Here is a 20,275-nt window from a genome sequence, read left to right as displayed (position 1 = left end):
CAAACACTGTAGTTAGCTAAAGGGGGGAGTTCGCGTGTCTGCAACCATCAAACCCTTCACCGACGAGTTCGAAGAGTATGGTCGCGATGAGTCTCGCGCATCGGGCGAGGCCTCGAGCATCTCGTTTCCGACAACGGAAGACGAGCTCCGTGCCATTTTGGAAAAGCTCCATGCCGAGCGTGTCCCGGTAACGGTTCAGGGCGCCCGAACCGGCCTTGCCGCCGGTGCCGTGCCCCACGGCGGGCATATCCTCAATACTTCCCGTATGAATCGCTACTTGGGCCTTCGCCGCGATGAACAAGGCCAATTTCTGCTGCGCGTGGAGCCGGGCGTTGTGCTCTCGGAGCTGCGCAAGCAGCTGAGCAAGAAGGTGCTGCCGACTGCTGGTTGGGACCAGGCATCGCTTGAGGCCTACGAGGAGTTCCAAGAGGCCCCCGAGCAGTTCTTTCCCACCGATCCCACCGAGGCATCTGCCTGTCTGGGCGGCATGGCGGCATGCAACGCCTCTGGCGCCCGCAGCTACGCTTACGGCCCCATGCGCCCGCATATCACGGGACTCCACGTCGCGCTGGCTGATGGCGATTTGCTTGAGCTTCAGCGCGGCGAGGCTTTTGCCCAGGGCCGCCACCTGTCGCTCGTGACGGCAGCGGGCCGTGCACTCGAGCTCGATCTTCCTGACTACACCATGCCTAAGACAAAAAATGCCTCAGGCTATTTCGTTGCGGACGAAATGGACGCCATCGACCTCTTTATCGGCGCTTGCGGCACGCTCGGCGTTATCACCGAGCTCGAGATTGCCCTGCAGGCGGCGCCTGCGGTCGTTTGGGGTGTGAGCTGCTTTTTCGATAGCGAAGACAAGGCCGTGTCCTTTACTGATTCCGTGCGCCCCGTCCTGTCCCATGCGGCTGCCATCGAGTACTTCGACGCTGGCGCCCTGGATATTCTACGTCGCCAGCGCGAGCAGTCGACGGCGTTTGCCTCGCTGCCGGCGCTCGACAAAGAGGCCAAGGTCTGTGTCTACGTGGAGCTCGACTGCGATGACGAGGCCCAGGCGACCGAGGAACTGTACCACCTGGGATGGGTGCTCGAGTTTGCGGGTGGCCGCGACGATGCGACATGGGTCGCGCGCACCGAGGTTGATCGCGAGCGCCAGCGGTTCTTCCGCCATGCGGTCCCCGAGAGCGTCAATATGCTTATCGACGAGCGTCGCCGCACGGATCCCACCATCACCAAACTGGGTTCGGACATGTCGGTGCCCAATGCACGCCTTGCCGATGTCGTGGCCCTCTATCGCCGCACACTGGCCGAAAGCGGGCTTGAATCTGCTGCCTGGGGGCACATCGGTAACAACCATCTGCATGTGAACATCCTGCCGCGCGATGCGCAGGACTACCGTCGCGGTGGCGAGCTGTTTGCCCAGTGGGCTGCGGAGGTAACGGCTATGGGCGGTGCCGTTTCTGCCGAGCACGGCGTCGGCAAGATCAAGGCGGGCTTCTTAGAGACGATGTACGGTCACGAGGCCATGGTCGAGTCGGCGCGGCTCAAGCTCCAGCTCGATCCCGACGGGCAGCTGGGTCGCGGCAACCTGTTTTCGGAGAAGCTCTTGGATGAGCTCGTCCAGAAAGGGGGCGCGTGAAGATGAGCGATTTCCATATGGTGGTGTGCGTCAAGGCCGTGCCGGGCAGCACCGAGGTCAAGATGGACCCCAAGACCAATACCATCGTGCGCGATGGCAAGCAGGCGGTCATTAATCCCTTTGATGCGAGCGCTTTGGAATGCGCGCTGGCGCTGAAGGACGACTTTATTGGCTTTGGCATGGATGTGCGCGTGACGGTGGTGTCGATGGGCATCCCCGCGACCGAGTCGCTGCTGCGCGACTGCATCGCTCGAGGCGCCGACGACGCGCTGCTGCTGACCGATCGCGCCTTTGCAGGTGCCGATACCCTGGCGACCACCTATGCCCTCAAGTGCGGCATCGAGGCGCTCGACGAGGACTTCGACCTGCTCATCTGCGGCAAGATGGCGGTGGATGGCGATACGGCCCAGATTGGTCCCGAGCTTGCCGGTGCTTTTGAGATTCCCTGTGTGACCGACGTGAGCTGCGTGCAGAGCGCGGGCTTTACGACCTGTGGTTCACTGGCGCTTGTTCACGGCTGCGATGCCGGCGAGGAGACGGCGTGTCTTGAGATGCCGTGCGCGATGACGACTGCCAAGGAGATTGGCCAGTTGCGTATGCCGAGTATTGCCGGTATTCGCGCGGCGGAGGAGGCGGACGTGCGCGTGGTCAGTGCCGCCGACGTGAACGCCGACCCTGCGCGTTGCGGTCTTGCCGGGTCGCCGACACAGGTCGTGCGCTCGTTTGTGCCCGACCGTGACCAAACGTGCGAGGCCGTTGAGGGGACGGCGTCCGAGCAGGCGGCAAAGCTTGCCAAGATTATCGAGGGGATGGCATAGATGAGCGGACTGATTATCGATAGCGAAGCCTGTATCGGCTGCGGTCGCTGCGTTCGCGCCTGTGCTTCGGGCGGCATCGTAGTGGAAGGCGAGCGACCCAACCGATGCGCCCACGTAACCGACGGCTGCATCCTATGCGGTGGGTGCGTCGACGCCTGCCCTGTCAACGCTATCTCGATCGAGCGTGATGAGGCCGCTGGTGCGGTGGACCTTGATGCGTATCGAGACATTTGGGTATTCGCGCAGACCGACGAGCACGATACAGTGACTCCCGTTGCCTATGAGCTTATGGGCAAGGGCCGCGAGCTTGCCGATGCGCGCGGCTGCCGTCTGGTGGCACTGGTCGGTATGGGTCCCGAGGGTTCTCTCGGCGACCTGGAGCATCTGGTTTGCGCAGGCGCCGACGAAGTCCTGGCCTGTCGCGACGAGCGCCTGCGCCAAAACGATGCGGAGGTCTACGCCCGCTTGATCTGCGATTTGGTAGCCGAATGCAAACCCGAGGCCATCCTATACGGTGCGACCGCCTTTGGCCGCGAACTGGCGCCCGGCGTTGCCGTGCGCTTGCAGACGGGCCTTACGGCTGACTGCACCGTACTTTCGATGGATACGGAGATGGGACTGCTGCAACAGACGCGTCCGGCGTTTGGCGGCAACCTAATGGCCACCATCGTCTGCCCCAATCATCGTCCCCAGATGGCAACGGTTCGTCCCGGCATCTTTAAGGCGCCCGACTTTGACTACAACCGCTCTGGCACGATCACCCAGATATCGCTTGCGGATGATGCTAAGGCCCGTGTCGAGATCTCGATTCCCGCCGAGGAGTGGGGGCGGCAGGCTTCGATCGCCGATGCCGAGCGCCTGGTCGTGGTGGGTCGCGGCATTGGTTCCAAGAAAAACCTGCCGCTGATGCGAAGGCTCGCCGAGGCTCTGGGAGCCGAGCTTGGTTGCACGCGACCTGTCGTGGAGGCCGGCTGGTTGGAGTATCGCCATCAGATTGGCCAGACCGGCGTATCGGTTTCGCCCAAGCTTCTTGTGAGTATCGGTGTTTCGGGCGCCATCCAGCATCTTGCCGGCATCGGTGGGGCGGAGTGCATTATCGCCATCAATGAGGACCCGGATGCCCCCATTTTCGGCGCTGCCCAGTACAAGGTTGTTGGGGACGCCGTCGAGGTCGTCGAGGAGCTGCTGGCCCAGCTTGAGCGCTAGGCGCGCGCCAGCCAGTCGCGCATCTCGTCCTTTAGGCGGCTCCAGGTTGCCTGCGTGGCGGGGTCGGTAAAGGGCTGTGTAATGCCAAAGGGCGCGTCGAGCAGGCGGTGGATATCACCCTGTTCGCGCGCCAGCGCACGGCTTGCCGGATAGACGAGCTCAAACATAAAGCAGATAAGCCCCACCAAGAAGTCGGCGGGCTCATCGCGCTCATCGCGTGCGACGCAGCGGTGCTCGTCAAAGGCGGCAAGTGTCGGCGACGAGAAACGGCTGCCGAGAAACGTCTTCTCGTCCACCTTGAGGATAGTGTCGACGGTGCTGTCGGCGATGGTGCGCATAATGTCGATCTTGTCACCATCGCGCACGATATCGCAGAAGCTTCGCGTGCGCACGTCGAGCTGCGCGGGTAGACGGAAATCGCTGTGATAGGCAATGCTCGCTCGGATGAGCTCATCTTCTGCCGGGTCATCGATAAAGTCGCGGATGCTCGTTACGGCGGGTGCATCGGCGGGATTCTCGCCAAAGAGGACCTCGATGCCCAGCGCCGCATGGCTCATGCTCTCGGCGTCCTTAAAGGTGTCCCAGCGTCGCAGCTGCTCAAAGCGGCCCATATCGTGTAGCAGGCCGCAAAGCCATGCCAGGTCAATATCTTCTGACGACCAGCCCTGCTCGCGCGCTACGGCATCGCATGCCTCGGCCACGTGGTACGTATGCTCGATTTTGAGCGCGATGCGTGGGTTGGTGGCGTCGTAGGCATCGGTGTAGCTTTTGAAGGCCGCGCGCGCCCGGTCTCGATCGATAGCTGTCATAATGACTTCCTAAAAAGTTGTGTCTTTCTGTATCTTTCGATCCGGTGGCAATTGTAGGTGATGTCGGTTGCTGCCGGGCGATGATTCTGCCGTGTCGTTGAATGCGGCTCGGACAGCTTGTCGGGACGAGGAACGTTATGGTGCTCAAGATCTTAAAAACCGTCTGGCCGGTGATGCTTACCTATGTTGCGATAGGCGCGCCGTGTGGAATGATTATGGCGCAGTCGGGGATGGAGCCCTGGATGGTTTTTGCTCTGAGCAGCACGTTCGTGACGGGCAGCGGGCAGTTTATGGTCTGCAATCTGTGGCTGGCAGGTGTGCCTGCGGCGTCGATCGTCGCGAGCGTCGCCGCAATCTCCTCGCGCTTTGCGCTTTACTCGGCATCGATCGCACCGCATCTGACGGGTGCCTCGAAGCGTCAGACGCTGGCTGTTGCCGCGACACTTACCGAGGAGGCATATGGCATCTCGCTTGCCAAGCTGATTGAGGGGGAGGATTGGGGCCCACGTGAGTCCTTTGTGCTCAACGCGATCCTCATCGCAACATGGGGCGTTTCGTGTACGACGGGTGCCATCGTCGGCGCCGTTGTCGATGTTCCCACCGCTATTGCGGGTTTTGTCTGCACATCGCTCTTTATCTGCCTACTCTTTTCGCAGCGACTGTCGCGCGGCAATGTCGTGGCTGCCGGTTTGGCTGCGGTGTCTGTCGCCATATGCAAGTTCTTGGGGTGGACGAATATCGCCGTGCCGGTAAGCGTGCTCGTCGGCGTTGTCGCGGCGCTTGCGTGCGATGCTCTTACCGAAGGAAGGGGTGCTCGCGATGCCCGTTAATGAGTTTTTAGTCCTGTGGCTGTCGTCTTGGGCGGCCATCGCGTTTTTCCGCATTGCCCCGGCGTTTGCCTTGCGCGGGAGAACGCTGTCGCCCCGCGTTACCGAGGCCTTGGGTTATATTCCACCCGCCGCCTTTGCGGCGCTGGTCGCCAACGATTTGATAAGCCCTGGCGCTTTTGACGCCGGCTTGTGGCAGGGCTTGATTCCCTGGATTGCGGCCGCCGGTGTCGTAGCGGTGGCAATCAAGACAAAGTCGATGTTGTGGTGCTGCGTCTCGGGCATTGTGTTCTATATCGTTTTGAGCCTCGTATAAGAGCAGGACGCGTTATCGTCCCGGCCTAACGAATCGAATTTCTCACCGAGGCGGTCTGCTTCTTCTGGTACCATGGTCAAACTTTACTGTAGCAAAGCATGACGTGGGCTTTTGTTCCGTGTCAGCGGAAATGGGGGTTTCATGGCACGGGAAGCGACCGCCATCGAGCAAAAGAAATTCAAAGTACCGCGCATCCCGGGTGACATCATGATCTACCCGATGATCGTCGGCCTTTTGCTCAATACCTTCTGCCCACAGGTCTTTGAGATCGGAGGCTTCTTTACGGCTGCCTGCCGCGGCGGCTCCAATACCATCGTCGCTGCGATCCTGCTCTTCGTGGGTGCCGGCATCAGCTTTAAGTCCACGCCGGGCGCCATCAAGACCGGTATCGTCGTTCTGATCCCTAAGCTTGTGGTGGCAGCCGCCCTTGGCTTGGGTGTGGCATATTTCTTTAACGACAACTTCCTGGGCCTGAGCTCCGTATCTATCATCGGCGGCATTACGTTTTGCAACATGGCGCTCTATACGGGCATCATGGGTGAGTTCGGCGATGAGTCCGAACAGGGCGCCGTCGGTATCCTGTTCTTTACGGCCGGCCCCGCTGTCACCATGATCATCCTCGGTGTCTCGGGTCTCGCCAACATCCCCATCGGCACCATCATCGGATCCATCCTGCCGCTTGTTATCGGCATGGTCCTGGGCAACTTGTTCCCGTTCATCAAGAACCTGCTGGTTCCCGGCGCCAATCCCGCGATCGCTGTCATCGGTTTTCAGCTCGGTGCGTCCATGAGCCTTTCGAGCTTTATCACCGGCGGCATCTCGGGCATCCTACTGGGTCTCATCACGCTCTTTATCGTCGGCCCCATCACCTTTGCGTTCGAGCGCCTGTGCGGTGGTAACGGCAAAACGGCCGTTGCCTGCTCCACTATCGCCGGCACGGCTATGACCACGCCGGTCGCCCTCGCCGAGGTTGCTCCGCGCTATGCCGAGCTTGCGCCCACCGCGTATGCACAGATCGCCACCGCCGTCATCATCACGGCAATCATGGCTCCGATTCTGACCGGCTGGGTCGACAAGAAGTTCTGCCAAGGCAAGGAGGATCTGTCGCCTGCCGGTGTCGAGGCTATTGAGGAGGCCGTCGCGACCGACATCGATGGCGAGTAGCAATCGATGCCCATCAATGATGCCGGCGTGCAACTCGCGCCGTTTGAGCGCCCGAACGAAAACCGTCTTGCAGTGACGTTCGGGCGCTCTGCTATTATTCCCCTTACCCCTGCGGAGTAGGGGGTGTTTGTTGCCCAGATTCGAATTGGGCGATTCTGACCACTTGGATATTGAAGGGATGGCGCTAGTGGTTAAGGCACTCAAGATTGAGATATTCGTGCTATGCATGATTGTTCTTATCGGGCTTGCCGTGCGAAGTCGTCGCTCCTTGTTCTCGAGCACCCAGCAGCTATTGTTTAGCATGCTTGACTACACCTCTGCCGCGTACATATTATTCGATATGATCTGGACGCTTTCGGACGGTGTGGACGGCACGTTGGGCATTGCTGCCAACTGGATTTCCAACGCGGTTTCGTTTTCGCTCTTTGCTATCGCGTGTCTCATTTGGTTTATCTATTCCGAGACGGTGCAGGGTTCTCGCCTTTTGACCTCGCGCTATAGGGTGGTGCTTGTAGCGTTGCCTACGGCTCTGGTGGTCGTGCTGGCGTTTACCAGTTACTGGACGCACGCCCTGTTCTATATTGATTCGCAGGGCGTGTATCGTCGCGGCTTTGCCTATATGATCCAGCCCATCGTCAGCTACTGTTACGTTATACATACGTCCCTGCATGCGTTTGTGCAATCTCGCAGGGTCGAGAGTCTGCAGACGAAGGCCATCTATCGAACCTTGGCATTTTTCGCCATTCCGGCCCTGGTGGGTGGTACCTTTCAGGTCGTATACTCGATGCCCGGCCTTTGTGTCGGCATAATGATTAGCATGTTGCTGCTCTATATCATCTACCAGGAGCAGCTCATCTCGACCGACCCGTTGACTGGCCTCAACAATCGCAACCGTTTTGAGACTTATATGTTGTCGCTCTTCTCAAATGTAGGTCAGGCCGAAGACGTGTATCTGCTTATGATGGACGCCGACGGCTTTAAGCAGATTAACGACCGGTATGGACATGTTGAGGGCGATCATGCCCTCCAGATCATATCTGCTGCGCTCAAAGAGGTCTGCTCGGCGTCTGGTGGCTTTATCGCACGTTATGGCGGTGATGAGTTCGTGGTGCTTCAAAAGGCGACGGCGGAGCAGGACATCATGCGTCTGTGCGCGGCAATCAGCGACGAGCTCGCGCGCGCCGAGGTCCCGTATCTGTTGCGGATGTCCATCGGCTACGCACGGGTTGGTGATGCCGTCGATACCTGGCAAGACTTGCTTCGCGCTGCCGATTCGGAGCTCTACCGCGTCAAGGCCGAGAAAAAGAAAGCCGGCATCCAGATACGCTAGGAAAAGGGGCACACGACCGTGGTGGTTGTGCGCCCCTTTTTGCGTTGGCAGGGATTAGCAACGGCTGTCGAAGATGTGCCTCGTCTTTTTCTCGGAACGGGGCAGCTCACCGATGTACTCCATTAAGCTAAAGTATGTGAATCCCCTCTGCTAAATAAGGGCAGTTCGTTAGGCCTTTTTGGGCCTGTTGACGATGATGATGCCGCTGCAGACCAGCAGCAGGGCAGCAAGTACGGTAACGGGGCTCGTGCCAGCGCCCTCGCCGAGCAGCAGCGCGCTCAGCAGCACACCAAAGACGGGGTTCATAAACCCAAAGACCGAGACGCGGCTGACAGGGTTGACGGCAAGCAGGCGCGACCACAGCGAGTACGCGACGGCGGAAATGAGTGCCATATAAATGATGAGCGCGATGGCGGGGGCGATTTCGGTGGGGGACAACGTGCCGCCCATCAAAAACCCGATGGCGGTAAGGACCACGCCACCGACTAAAAACTGCCACCCGGCAAGCAAGACGCCGTCGTGCTCGCGCGAGAAGATGCCGATCAGGCAGGTCGATAGGGCGCCTGCAACAGTGGAAGCCAAGATAAAGCCCTCGCCGTCGAGCGTAAAGCCAAAGGTGCCGTCCGCGCCCGAAAGGTTGACGAGCGCGACGCCGGTAAAGCCCAGCACACAGCCAAGCACCTTGGCCGTATTGAGCTTCTCGGTGTGAAATGCCAAGGCGGCAAAGAGGATTGCGAGGAAGTTGGCGCTGGCCTCGATGATGGAACTCGACATGGCGCTGGCGCGCGAGAGTCCCAGGTAGAAAAAGAAGTACTGCCCGATAGTCTGGAAGAGCGACAAGACAAAGACGGGCTTGATGTCGCGAGCCTGCGGAACGAGTGGACGGCGCTGGGCTGTGCTCATCCCAACGATAACCAGGGCGCCGGCAAGCGTAAAGCGCAAACCTGCAAAGAGCAGCTGCGAGGCGCTATCGTGCGCGGGGATGCCAAAGAGCCCGTAACCGATCTTGATGCAGGGGAAGGCCGACCCCCAGAGCGCACAGCAGACGAGGCAGCCCAGGACGAGTCCGGGCAGGGTGGCGAGATACGGCTTGCGGCTTTCCATGATGTCCTTCCTGTATGCGCGAAGCAAAAAAGAACCCGCCACCGGGTGTGCCGGTGGCGGGTGTTGTTACCCGAGAGGATTGTACCCGATGGGACGCATTAAGCGAAGTAGGCCACGCCGCTCTCAAAGATCGGCATGAACTTATCGCCGGGGACATGCTCGGGCACGTTGCGGTACAGGTTGTCGCCGCGACGCTCGGCATGGCCCATCTTGCCCAGGACGCGGCCGTCGGGGCTCGTGATGCCCTCGATGGCGAGTGCGGAGCCGTTGGGGTTGACGGAAAGGTCCATGCTGGGCTTGCCGTCCTCGCCCACGTACTGCGTGGCGACCTGGCCGTTGGCGATCAGCTGGGCGAGCACCTCGTCGTTGGCGACAAAGCGGCCCTCGCCGTGGCTGATGGCGACGGTGTAGGGGTCGTCCAGGCTGCACTGCGACAGCCACGGGGACAGGTCGGACGAGATGCGGGTGCGCACCAGACGGCTCTGATGGCGACCGATGGTGTTGAACGTCAGCGTGGGCGCATCGGGCGTGGCGTCGACGATGTCGCCGTAGGGCACCAGACCGAGCTTGATCAGGGCCTGGAAGCCGTTGCAGATGCCCAGCATCAGGCCGTCGCGGGCCTTGAGCAGGTCGCGGACTGCCTCGGTGACCTCGGGAGCGCGGAAGAACGCCGTGATGAACTTGGCGGAGCCATCGGGCTCGTCGCCGCCCGAGAAGCCGCCGGGGATCATGACGATCTGGCTTTGGCGGATGCGACGGGCAAGCTCGTGGGTGCTTTCGGCAACGGCCTCGGGCGTGAGGTTGTTGATCACGAAGGTGTCAGCCTCGGCACCGGCGGCGCGGAAGGCACGGGCGCTGTCGTACTCGCAGTTGTTGCCGGGGAAGACGGGGATAATCACGCGCGGGCGGGCGATCTTGGCGCCGCCGTACACATGGATGTCCTTGGCGCGATAGTCAATGGTCTCGGCCTCGGGCTGCTCGCTGGTGCTGCGGTAGGCAAAGACGCCCTCGATGCCGCTCTCCCAGGCTTCCTGGAGCTCGGAGAGATCGATGACCTCGGAGCCGGTGTCGATGACATAGCCCTCGACGGTGGTGCCCAGGGGCTCGACGACAACGCCGTCGGCGACTTCGGGCAGCTCGGCATCCTCTGCGAGCTCGACGATAAAGCTGCCGTAGAGCGGGGTGAAGAGGCTCTCCACGTCCACGTCCTCGGCAAGCTCGATGCCGATCTGGTTGCCGACGCACATCTTAAAGAGGCTTTCGGCGCCGCAGCCGTAGCCGGGCGTGGAGATGGCCAGGGCGTCGCCGGTGGCGGTGAGCGCCTCGACGGCGTCAAACGCGGCGAGCAGCTGCTGGGCATCGGGGCGGTAGTCTTCGCCATAGGTGGCGGGGGCGATGCGGACGACGCGGTGCGTCAGGCCCTTGAACTCGGGCGATGTGGCGCGGGCGGCGCGACCCACGGCCACGGCGAAGCTGATGAGGGTCGGCGGAACGTTGAGCTCGCCGGCCTCGTCCTCAAACGAGCCGCTCATGGAGTCCTTGCCGCCGATGGCGCCGGCACCCAGATCGACCTGGGCCATAAGAGCACCCAGAACGGCTGCCATGGGCTTGCCCCAGCGCTCGGCCTCGGTGCGCAGGCGCTCGAAGTACTCCTGGAAGGAGAGGTAGGCGCGCTTGTGCTCAAAGCCGGCGGCGACGAGCTTGGCGATGGACTCGACTACGGACAGGTAGGCACCTGCAAACTGGTCGGCCTCCATCAGGTAGGGGTTGAAGCCCCATGCCATGGCGCTCGCCGTGGTGGTCTCGCCGTCCACGGGGAACTTGGCGACCATGGCAGAGCTCGGGGTGAGCTGCGTCTTGCCGCCAAAGGGCATGAGCACGGTGGCGGCGCCGATGGTGGAGTCGAAGCGCTCGGAAAGGCCCTTGTTGGAGGCGACGTTAAGATCGGTGACGAGCGAGGTCATACGCTCGGCAAGCGTGGTGCCGGCCCAGCTGGGCTGCCACACGCTGCGGGCGCAGACGTGGGCGGCCTGGTGCTTGGGCGCACCGTTGGAGTTGAGGAACTCGCGGGACAGGTCGACGATGGCGACGCCGTTCCAGGCCATGCGCATGCGCGGCTCGGCGGTAACCTCGGCGATAACGGTCGCTTCCAGGTTCTCCTCGGCGGCGTAGCCCATGAACTCCTCGACGTCACCGTCGGCGACGGCGCAAGCCATGCGCTCCTGGGACTCGGAAATGGCGAGCTCGGTGCCGTCCAGGCCGTCGTACTTCTTGGTCACGGTATCGAGGTCGACATACAGGCCGTCGGCAAGCTCGCCCACGGCGACCGAGACGCCGCCGGCGCCAAAGTCGTTGCAGCGCTTGATCAAGCGACAAGCGTCGCCGCGTCGGAACAGGCGCTGCAGTTTGCGCTCGACCGGGGCGTTGCCCTTCTGGACCTCGGCACCCGAAGTCTCGATGGACTCGGTGTTCTGGGTCTTGGAGGAGCCGGTGGCGCCGCCGATGCCGTCACGGCCGGTGCGGCCGCCCAGCAGGATGATCTTGTCGGTGGGGGCGGGGCACTCGCGACGCACGTGGTTTGCCGGGGTAGCGCCCACGACGGCACCGACCTCCATGCGCTTGGCCACGTAGCCGGGGTGATAGAGTTCGTTGACCTGACCGGTGGCAAGGCCGATCTGGTTGCCGTAGCTGGAGTAGCCGGCGGCGGCGGTGGTCACGAGCTTGCGCTGCGGGAGCTTGCCCTCGAGCGTCTCGGAAACCGGGACGGTGGGGTCGCCGGCGCCGGTGACGCGCATGGCCTGGTACACATAGCTGCGGCCCGAGAGCGGGTCACGGATGGCGCCGCCCACGCAGGTGGCGGCACCGCCGAAGGGCTCGATTTCGGTCGGGTGGTTGTGGGTCTCGTTCTTAAAGAGGAACAGCCAGTCCTGGTCCTCACCATCAACATCGACCTTTACCTTGACAGTGCAGGCGTTGATCTCCTCGGACTCGTCGACATCGGTCATGACGCCGGTCTTCTTGAGATACTTGGCGCCGATGGTGCCCATATCCATGAGGCAGACGGGCTTGGCGTCGCGACCGAGCTCGTGGCGCATTTCCATGTAGCGGTCGAAGGCCTGCTGCACCACGGCGTCGTCGATCGTCACGTCATCCAGGACGGTACCGAAGGTGGTGTGGCGGCAGTGGTCGGACCAATAGGTGTCGATCACGCGGATCTCGGTGATGGTGGGGTCGCGATCTTCATCGCGGAAGTACTGCTGGCAGAAGGCGATGTCCGCCTCGTCCATGGCAAGACCGCGCTCGGAGATAAAGGCGGCAAGACCGGCTTCGTCGAGCTCGCGGAAGCCGTCAAGCACCTCGACGGGCGCAGGCTCGGGGGTCTCCATGTGCAGCGTCTCGGGTAGGTCGAGTGAGGCAATGCGGGCCTCGACGGGGTTCACCACGTAGTGCTTAATGGCATCGATGGCGGCCTCGTCCAGGGCGCCCGAGATCATATAGACCTTGGCGGAGCGCACGGCGGGGCGCTCGCCCTGGCTGATGAGCTGCACGCACTCGCTGGCGGAGTCGGCGCGCTGGTCAAACTGGCCAGGCAGGAATTCGACGGCAAAGACGGCGCCATCGCTTGCGGGGAGCTCGTCGTAGGTCACATCGACCTGGGGCTCGCTAAAGACGGTCGGCACGCAGGAGCGGAACAGCTCCTCATCGATGCCCTCGACGTCGTAGCGGTTGATGATCCTCAGAGCCTCGATGCCCTTGATGCCGAGGATCTCGCTCAGCTCGCCCTTGAGCTGCTGAGCCTCGACGTCGAACCCGGGTTTCTTCTCCACGTAGATACGAGAGACCATTGGTTCCTGCCTTCCTGATCGGTTGGGCGTACGGTGCGGTATGCGGCAGCGGTCGGTTTGCGGGGCAAGCCTCGCGATCGCCTTGAGCCACATACTTTTAAACCTCACTATGATACGACAGCTCGTGGCGCGTTGAGGACGGCGAGGGTGCTACAGTGGAGCGCAAACAAGAGAAAGGCATCACATGGCATTTGTTTCGCTCGCCATCATCGCACTCGTGGCCTTTGCAAGTCCCTTCATCGCCTCGGCGATTCCCGGAAAACCCGTTCCCGAGACGGTCTTTTTGCTCGTGTTTGGCGCGGTGCTGGGACCTCATATGCTCGGCATTATCCATGTGGATGCCGAGGTCTCGCTCGTGTCCGAGCTCGGCCTGGCCTTTTTGTTCCTGCTTGCCGGCTTTGAGATCGATCCCAAGAACATCACGGGCATCGAGGGGCGTTACGGCATGGCGACGTGGGTCGTCACGTTTGGTATCGCCTGGCTTGCCGTGCGCTTTACCCCGTGGTTTTCGGTCAGTCATTTTGATGGCATCGCCGTGACGCTGGCGTTGACCTCGACGGCGCTTGGGGCGCTCATGCCCATCTTGCGCGAGCGGTCGCTTTCTGGGACGCGCGTCGGCGATTCGATTCTTGCCTATGGTACGTGGGGCGAGCTCGGGCCCGTGCTCGCCATGTCGGTGCTGCTGTCTGCCCGTACGGGTGTTGAGACGCTGTTGATCTTGGGGCTGTTCGCCGTGGTGTGCGTGCTGCTTGCCGTGGTCCCCAGCCGCTCCAAGCGTATTGGCAGCCGCTTCTTTGCCTTTATTCAGGAGCGCGCCGATACGACTTCTCAGACGTTCGTGCGCCTCACAGTGCTCATCCTGGTCACGCTCGTGGCGTTTTCCGCTATTTTTAGCCTCGATATCGTACTGGGCGCTTTTGCCGCGGGCTTCGTCCTGCGCTACATCATCCCCGAGGGCAACCATACGCTCGAGCTTAAACTCGATGGCCTTGCCTATGGCTTTTTGATCCCGGTGTTCTTTACCGTTTCGGGCGCCAAGATCGACCTGACGGCTGTAGCATCGCGCCCTGGCCTGCTCGTGGGCTTTATCGTGGCGTTGCTGGTTATCCGTGCCGTGCCCATCGTTGTCTCCATGGGCATCTGCCCTAAGACGCGCGATGTTTCTGCCTACGGTCGCATCACCGTGGCGCTCTACTGCACCACGGCACTGCCGATCATCGTCGCCGTGACGAGCGTCGCCGTCAATGCCGGCGCATTATCGCAGGGCGTCGCTTCGGTTATGGTGGCAGCCGGCGCCATCACGGTGTTCCTGATGCCACTGCTCGCGCAGCTCTTCTACCGCGTGGTCGATGCGGCGCCGGTCGCCGCCGTGGCGGAGGTTGCCGAGCATCCCGCCGATGCGCTCAATATCCTGCGCGCCCATCACGACCTGGCAAGTCTTCTCGCCCGCGAGCACGAGCTATTGACGTCGCATGGACATGGTCGCGTATTCGAAGGCTTGCCTACACTCGACACGATTGCCGAGCGCCTTTCTGATCGGGCGGCGAGCGAACGCATCGATGCGCGCATTGTGGATGCGGCGCATCTGCTTGCCGATAAGACCTATGGCGACGAGATAGATCCGTCCGAGCTCACCCCGCGTGAGCGTCGCCGCCTAGAGCGCGCCAAGCTCGCCGTGCACGAGTACCGCCGTCGCATGCTTGAGCTCTATGCACGCGATGAAGCCCAGGACGACGACGGCAGGTAGCAAGGAATGTCGGGATACGGGTTCCGTCCAAATAATTGAAGGCGCGCTGCCTGCGGTTGATGCAGACAGCGCGCCTTTTGCGTTGGGTCTCGTTGGGGTTCGAAGTCGTGGCTTGCGACCTTTAGAAACGGGCGGCTCCGTCGACGGGGAGTACGGCGCCCGTGATATGGAAGGACATATCGCTCGCTAGGAAAACATATATGCCGTATAGCGAAGAGCGAATTAGTTCGCCATGACGCCTTCGGTCCAGGCCTCGACGTCCTCGATGCGCAGGACGTTGGCGACCTCGGCCACGCAGTCGACGCTGGCAAGCTCGGCGGCGGCAGCCTGGACGTCCTTCTCGAGCGCGCGGTGCGTCAGGAAGATGACCGAGCAGGTATCGCTGATGCCCGACTTGCCGTCCTCGACCTGGTTGATGAGCGAGATCGAGATGTTGTGCTTGGCAAAGATATCGACCGTCTCGGACAGGGCGCCCACGCGGTCGGCGACCTTCAGGCGCACATAGTACTTGGTCTGGAGCTCGTCCATGGGCTTAAAGGCGAGGTTGTGACCATAGGGCTCGATCTCGGGCAGCGGGGCCACGCCGCGGCTGATCTGCTCGGACAGCGACAGGATATCGCCCACGACGGCGCTCGCGGTGGGAAAGGAGCCTGCGCCGGCACCGTAGAACATGGTCTCGCCCACGGCGTCGCCTACCACGTAGACGGCGTTCATGGCGCCGTTGACCTTGGCGAGCATGTGGTCGGCGGGGATCAGCGTGGGATGCACGCGGACGTCGACGCCGGCGTCGGTGTTGCGGGCGATGCCGAGCAGTTTAATGGTGTAGCCGAGCTCGCGGGCCTGGGCGATGTCCTCGGCGCCGATGGTGCGGATACCCTGCTGGTACACATCATCGGTGGTAACGCGGGTGCCAAAGCCGATGGAGGCGAGGATGGCCGTCTTGCTGGCGGCGTCGAAGCCGTCGACGTCGGCGGACGGGTCGGCCTCGGCATAGCCCTTGGCCTGCGCGTCGGCAAGCACGTTGGCGTAATCGGCGCCCTCGGCGTCCATGCGCGACAGGATATAGTTGGTGGTACCGTTGAGAATGCCGGCGATGGTCAGGATCTTGTTGCCCACCAGGTCGTGCTCGAGCGTGCTGACAATGGGGATGCCACCGCCGCAGCTGGCCTCGCACTTAATCTGCACGCCGCACGCGCGTGCCTTCTCGGCAAGCGTCTCGACGTGACGGCCCAGCAGGGCCTTGTTGGCAGAGACGACGTGCTTGCCGTGCTCAAAGGCAGTGGTGAAGATCTCGGTTGCGGGATGCTCGCCGCCGATCAGCTCGACGACGATGTCGACGGCGGGGTCGCTGACGACGTCGTGCCAGTCACTCGTAAAGGCCTCGCGCTCAATGCCTGCCGCCTCGGCCTGCTCCCAAGCAAGCGCGCAGGCGCGGGTCAGCTTAAGGTCGATGCCGTAGGCTGCCAGGTACTCATCGTGGTGGCTCTTGATCAGACGGGCCACGCCGCCGCCGACGGTTCCCAGACCGATCAAACCGACGTTCACGGTGCGCAGGGGTTCGCTCATAGATAGCTCCTTCGTGCATCTTATGGATGGATTAACCGCTTAAAGGTTGAGTGCATTCTAGCGTGAACCGAGGGTGCGTGCTCGCCAGGCAACAGGAGTCGCACAAAACGGCACCCCCGAAACGCTGCGGAAACATTGGAAACATGCTCGCTACAAACGGAACTCCGTAACAAACTGTCAACGTTTGCGCCATAAGGTTTGCCCCGTACCGCAAGACGGCCGCGCTGCGGCCAGCGAAAAAAAGGGGGACACCATGTTCAACATCAACAGCACGCTCAGCCGTAGGAACTTTCTCGCCGGCGCCGCGGCGCTCGGCAGCACCGTCGCGCTTGCTGGTTGCTCGTCGGGTAGCTCGGACGGCGGCTCCGCCGATGACGGCAAGACCTTCAAGATCGGTGTCATCGGCCCTCTGACCGGCGCCGCGGCAACCTATGGCGTTTCGGCCGAGAAGGGTGCCAAGCTCGCCGCCAAGGATTTCTCGACCAAGGACCTCAAGCTCTCGCTTAAGTCCGAGGACGACGTCGCCGACGGAGAGAAGGCTATCAACGCCTTCAATACCTTGTGCGACTGGGGCATGCAGGCTCTCGTCGGCCCCGTCACCACCGGTGCTGCCGTCGCCGTCTCGGGCGAGATCGCCGACGATATGCTCATGGTCACGCCTTCGGCCTCGTCGCTCGACGTTACCAAGGATAAGACCACGGTTTTCCAGGTTTGCTTCACCGATCCCACCATGGGCGCCAGCGCCGCAAAGTTCTTGGCCGAGAAGTACGCGGATGCCAAGATCGCCCTGTTCTACAACTCCGGCGATACGTATAGCTCGGGCGTTGCCGACGCTTTTGCCGAGCAGGCCAAGGCGTCCAAGCTCGACATCGTCGATACCGAGACCTTTAAGGACGACTCTTCCACAAGCTTTACCAACCAGCTCACCAAGGCCAAGGAGGCCGGCGCCACGCTCATCTTTGCGCCGATCTACTACACGCCGGCGTCCGTTTTGCTCAAGAACGCCAAGGACATGGGCTACGACATGACCCTCATGGGTACCGACGGCATGGACGGCCTGCTCTCTGTGGAAGGCTTCAATACCTCTCTTGCCGAGGGCGTACTGCTCATGACCCCGTTTTCGGCTGACGATGAGAAGAATGCCGACTTCGTCAAGGCTTATAAGGATGCCTACGACGAGACGCCCAACCAGTTTGCCGCCGACGCTTACGATTGCGTCCACGCCATCGTCGAGGCTATCGATAGGGCAGGGATTGACATTTCGGCCGACGGTGCCGACATTGCCGGCGACCTTGCCAAGGCCATGCGCAAGATCAAGATCGAGGGCCTGACAGGCGAGCTGACGTGGAATGACAAGGGCCAGGTCGAAAAGCCCGCTACAGCCTATGTGATCCAGGACGGCAAGTACATCGCCGCCTAAGTGCGCATAAAGCGCTACCGGTGAGGCCGTTTTATGCAGGGTAAGGACGCCTGTAACAGAACGGAAACATTACTTTCACACAATAAAGTGGCTAAACTGCATAAACCGACAGGAATACGCAGAAATATGGATAAATGGGCAAAACAAAAGAAAAGTTGAAATAATCGCCACTTTTCTCAACTAAAGCGTCTACTATTTTGCGAACGCCGAACACGGCGAAGGATGGCCTGTCGGGTAACCGAAACCCGACGAGATTTGAGAGGAGAGCCGCATGTCGAGCCTCACCGGTAAGTCATTGAACCCTGTTATGAATCGCAGGAGCGTTATCGCGAGCGCAGCAGGTCTGGGGGCGATGTCCATTCTAGCTGGCTGCTCCTCCAACGGCGGCGACAGCGGTTCCGCGTCGGGCGACGCTTCGTTTAAGATCGGCACCATCGGCCCGCTGACCGGCGCCAACGCGTCCTACGGCAAGTCCGTTACACAGGCTGTCGAGCTTGGCTGCAAGGATTTCTCGACTAAGGAGCTGCCGCTTGTAAGCAAGGCCGAGGACGACCAGGCTGACGGCGAGAAGGCCGTCAACGCCTTCAACACCCTGCTCGACTGGGGCATGCAGGCCCTCGTCGGTCCGACCACCACGGGTGCGTCGGTCGCCGTTGCCGCTGAGTGCGGTAACGACCCCGAGACGTTCATGATCACCCCGTCCGCGTCCTCCGAGGACGTTACCAAGGGCAAGGATTGCGTCTTCCAGGTTTGCTTTACCGACCCCAACCAGGGTGTCAACGCTGCCAAGTTCCTGGCGCAGAAGTATGCGAACGAGAAGTTCGTGCTGTTCTATAACTCCGGCGACGCCTATTCTTCGGGCATCGCAGATTCCTTTAAGGCCCAGGCCGCTAAGTCCAAGCTTGAGATTGTCGACGAGGAGACCTTTAAGGACGACTCCGCCACGAGCTTTACCAACCAGCTGACCAAGGCCAAGCAGGCAGGCGCCACCATGATCTTTGCGCCGATCTACTACACGCCGGCGTCCGTCCTGCTCAAGAACGCCAAGGACATGGGCTACGACGTCAAGATGATGGGCTGCGACGGCATGGACGGCATCCTGGGCGTTGAGGGCTTCGACACCTCTCTTGCCGAGGGTCTGCTGCTCATGACCCCGTTCTCGGCCGACGATGAGAAGAACGCCGACTTCGTCAACGCTTACAAAGATAAGTACGGCGATACCCCCGACCAGTTTGCCGCCGACGCCTACGACGGCGTGCATGCTGTGGTCGAGGCTCTCAAGGAGGCCGGCCTGGGTGTCGACGCCGACCCCACCGAGGTTGCCGAGAAGCTTCCCGAGGCTATGCGCAACATTACTGTTGACGGTCTGACTGGCAAGCTCTCCTGGAACGACAAGGGCCAGGTCCAGAAGGACCCGACGGCGTACGTCATTACCGACGGCAAGTACGTACAGGCCTAATAGGCCGCCTTATATAGAGCGGTTTTGATCCCAAGCAGGGGAGGTTTTGGCCTTCCCTGCTTGCTTGGTATCTAGGGACGATGTAACGTCCCTGTTTCATACATCAACTGGAAACCTATTCGAAAGGGGGATGTGGAACATGACGGTCTTTATCCAATACCTGGTCAACGGCCTGTCCATGGGCAGCGTCTACGCCATCATCGCGTTGGGCTACACCATGGTCTACGGTATCGCCAAGATGCTCAACTTCGCTCACGGCGATGTCATCATGGTCGGTGCCTATGTCTCGTTCTGCGCCACGTCGTATCTCGGCCTCCCGGGCTGGGCATCTGTAGTTCTCTCTTGTGTGGCCTGCACGGTTCTCGGTGTTCTCATTGAGGGCCTGGCCTATAAGCCGCTGCGCCAAGCAGGCCCGCTGGCCGTTCTGATCACGGCTATCGGCGTGTCCTACTTCCTGCAGAACGCCGCGCAGCTTCTGTGGGGCGCCACGCCCAAGAACTTCACTTCGCTCGTCACCTTCCAGGTGCCGGAGTTCTTGGCCAAGTTCAACGTAAGCGCCGTCTCGCTCGTCACCATCGTCGCCTGCCTGGTTATCATGGCCGGCCTGATGTTCTTTACAGGTAAGACCAAGATGGGCAAGGCCATGCGCGCCGTGTCCGAGGACAAGGCTGCCGCTCAGCTCATGGGCATCAACGTCAACCGCACCATTTCGATGACGTTTGCCATCGGCTCTGCCCTTGCCGCCATCGCCGGCGTGCTGCTGTGCTCCTACTCGCCGGTGCTGCAGCCCACCACGGGCGCCATGCCTGGCATCAAGGCCTTCGACGCCGCTGTCTTCGGTGGCATCGGCTCCATCCCCGGCGCTTTTGTCGGTGGCATTCTCATCGGCATCATCGAAGCGATGGCGCAGGCTTACATTTCCACGAGCCTTGCCAACTCCATCGTCTTTGGTGTTCTGATCATCGTCCTGCTCGTCAAGCCTGCCGGCCTCTTGGGCAAGTACGTCCCCGAGAAGGTGTAGGTGAGCG

At 61.4% G+C, this 20,275-nt stretch carries 15 protein-coding genes; 11 read left to right on the top strand and 4 right to left on the bottom strand.

What is annotated here, in order from left to right; all coding sequences use genetic code 11:
• Positions 1-34: 34 nt before the first annotated feature.
• The 3 genes from DWY05_RS07655 to DWY05_RS07645 are packed head-to-tail and all read left to right on the top strand — an operon-like array spanning position 35 to position 3,660.
• The gene (locus DWY05_RS07655; protein ID WP_117821271.1) at positions 35-1,636 is read left to right on the top strand and encodes an FAD-binding oxidoreductase; all 1,602 of its coding nucleotides are present in this window, start codon (positions 35-37) and stop codon (positions 1,634-1,636) included.
• A 2-nt stretch (positions 1,637-1,638) separates the two neighbouring features.
• Positions 1,639-2,454: an electron transfer flavoprotein subunit beta/FixA family protein gene (locus DWY05_RS07650; protein ID WP_117821270.1), complete on the top strand. Its 816-nt coding sequence runs from the start codon at positions 1,639-1,641 to the stop codon at positions 2,452-2,454.
• Positions 2,455-3,660: an electron transfer flavoprotein subunit alpha gene (locus DWY05_RS07645; protein WP_117821269.1), complete on the top strand. Its 1,206-nt coding sequence runs from the start codon at positions 2,455-2,457 to the stop codon at positions 3,658-3,660. It begins immediately after the preceding gene.
• Here the strand turns inward: DWY05_RS07645 and DWY05_RS07640 are convergent.
• On the bottom strand, positions 3,657-4,469 hold the full coding sequence (locus tag DWY05_RS07640; RefSeq protein WP_117821268.1) for an HD domain-containing protein: 813 nt from the start codon (positions 4,467-4,469) through the stop codon (positions 3,657-3,659). The two genes, DWY05_RS07645 and DWY05_RS07640, sit on opposite strands and share 4 nt — an antisense overlap.
• A gap of 101 nt (positions 4,470-4,570) precedes the next feature.
• Here DWY05_RS07640 and DWY05_RS07635 point away from each other — a divergent pair, with 101 nt between their 5' ends.
• The 4 genes from DWY05_RS07635 (at position 4,571) to DWY05_RS07620 (ending at position 8,106) form a co-directional block, all read left to right on the top strand.
• The gene (locus DWY05_RS07635; RefSeq protein WP_117821267.1) at positions 4,571-5,299 is read left to right on the top strand and encodes an AzlC family ABC transporter permease; all 729 of its coding nucleotides are present in this window, start codon (positions 4,571-4,573) and stop codon (positions 5,297-5,299) included.
• Positions 5,289-5,612 carry an AzlD domain-containing protein gene (locus DWY05_RS07630; RefSeq protein ID WP_117821266.1) on the top strand — a complete coding sequence of 108 codons (324 nt, stop codon included), beginning with the start codon at positions 5,289-5,291 and terminating at the stop codon, positions 5,610-5,612. Before DWY05_RS07635 ends, DWY05_RS07630 begins: the two co-directional genes overlap by 11 nt.
• A gap of 141 nt (positions 5,613-5,753) precedes the next feature.
• The gene (locus DWY05_RS07625) at positions 5,754-6,776 is read left to right on the top strand and encodes a 2-keto-3-deoxygluconate permease (protein WP_117821265.1); all 1,023 of its coding nucleotides are present in this window, start codon (positions 5,754-5,756) and stop codon (positions 6,774-6,776) included.
• A 187-nt stretch (positions 6,777-6,963) separates the two neighbouring features.
• A complete protein-coding gene (locus tag DWY05_RS07620) occupies positions 6,964-8,106 on the top strand; it encodes a diguanylate cyclase (RefSeq protein WP_158558721.1) in 1,143 nt (380 codons plus the stop codon).
• A 168-nt stretch (positions 8,107-8,274) separates the two neighbouring features.
• Here the strand turns inward: DWY05_RS07620 and DWY05_RS07615 are convergent, their stop codons facing one another.
• Together DWY05_RS07615 and DWY05_RS07610 are read right to left on the bottom strand one after the other, a co-directional pair.
• Entirely contained in the window at positions 8,275-9,210 is a 936-nt protein-coding gene (locus DWY05_RS07615) for a DMT family transporter (protein WP_117821263.1), read from the bottom strand.
• A 98-nt stretch (positions 9,211-9,308) separates the two neighbouring features.
• Entirely contained in the window at positions 9,309-13,055 is a 3,747-nt protein-coding gene (locus tag DWY05_RS07610) for a phosphoribosylformylglycinamidine synthase (protein ID WP_117821262.1), read from the bottom strand.
• Between the two features lie 184 nt (positions 13,056-13,239).
• Between DWY05_RS07610 and DWY05_RS07605 the strand changes: the two genes are divergently transcribed.
• On the top strand, positions 13,240-14,802 hold the full coding sequence (locus DWY05_RS07605) for a cation:proton antiporter (RefSeq protein WP_117821261.1): 1,563 nt from the start codon (positions 13,240-13,242) through the stop codon (positions 14,800-14,802).
• Between the two features lie 222 nt (positions 14,803-15,024).
• On the opposite strand, the gene DWY05_RS07600 is transcribed toward DWY05_RS07605, so the two are convergent.
• Positions 15,025-16,368, bottom strand: a complete 1,344-nt coding sequence (locus DWY05_RS07600; RefSeq protein WP_117821260.1) for a homoserine dehydrogenase — start codon at positions 16,366-16,368, stop codon at positions 15,025-15,027.
• A gap of 253 nt (positions 16,369-16,621) precedes the next feature.
• Between DWY05_RS07600 and DWY05_RS07595 the strand changes: the two genes are divergently transcribed.
• From DWY05_RS07595 to DWY05_RS07585, 3 genes are all read left to right on the top strand, one after another.
• Positions 16,622-17,788 (top strand): ABC transporter substrate-binding protein, encoded by a 1,167-nt coding sequence (locus DWY05_RS07595; RefSeq protein ID WP_117821259.1) that lies wholly within the window; start codon positions 16,622-16,624, stop codon positions 17,786-17,788.
• Between the two features lie 271 nt (positions 17,789-18,059).
• Entirely contained in the window at positions 18,060-19,247 is a 1,188-nt protein-coding gene (locus tag DWY05_RS07590; RefSeq protein ID WP_117821258.1) for an ABC transporter substrate-binding protein, read from the top strand.
• A gap of 139 nt (positions 19,248-19,386) precedes the next feature.
• Positions 19,387-20,268: a branched-chain amino acid ABC transporter permease gene (locus tag DWY05_RS07585; protein ID WP_022095035.1), complete on the top strand. Its 882-nt coding sequence runs from the start codon at positions 19,387-19,389 to the stop codon at positions 20,266-20,268.
• Positions 20,269-20,275 lie beyond the last annotated feature (7 nt).

It is taken from the genome of Collinsella sp. AF23-4AC, from assembly GCF_003462685.1.
GTDB lineage: Bacteria > Actinomycetota > Coriobacteriia > Coriobacteriales > Coriobacteriaceae > Collinsella.
The sequence above is the reverse complement of the archived record's forward strand: the minus strand, read 5'-3'. Positions and strand labels throughout refer to the sequence as shown.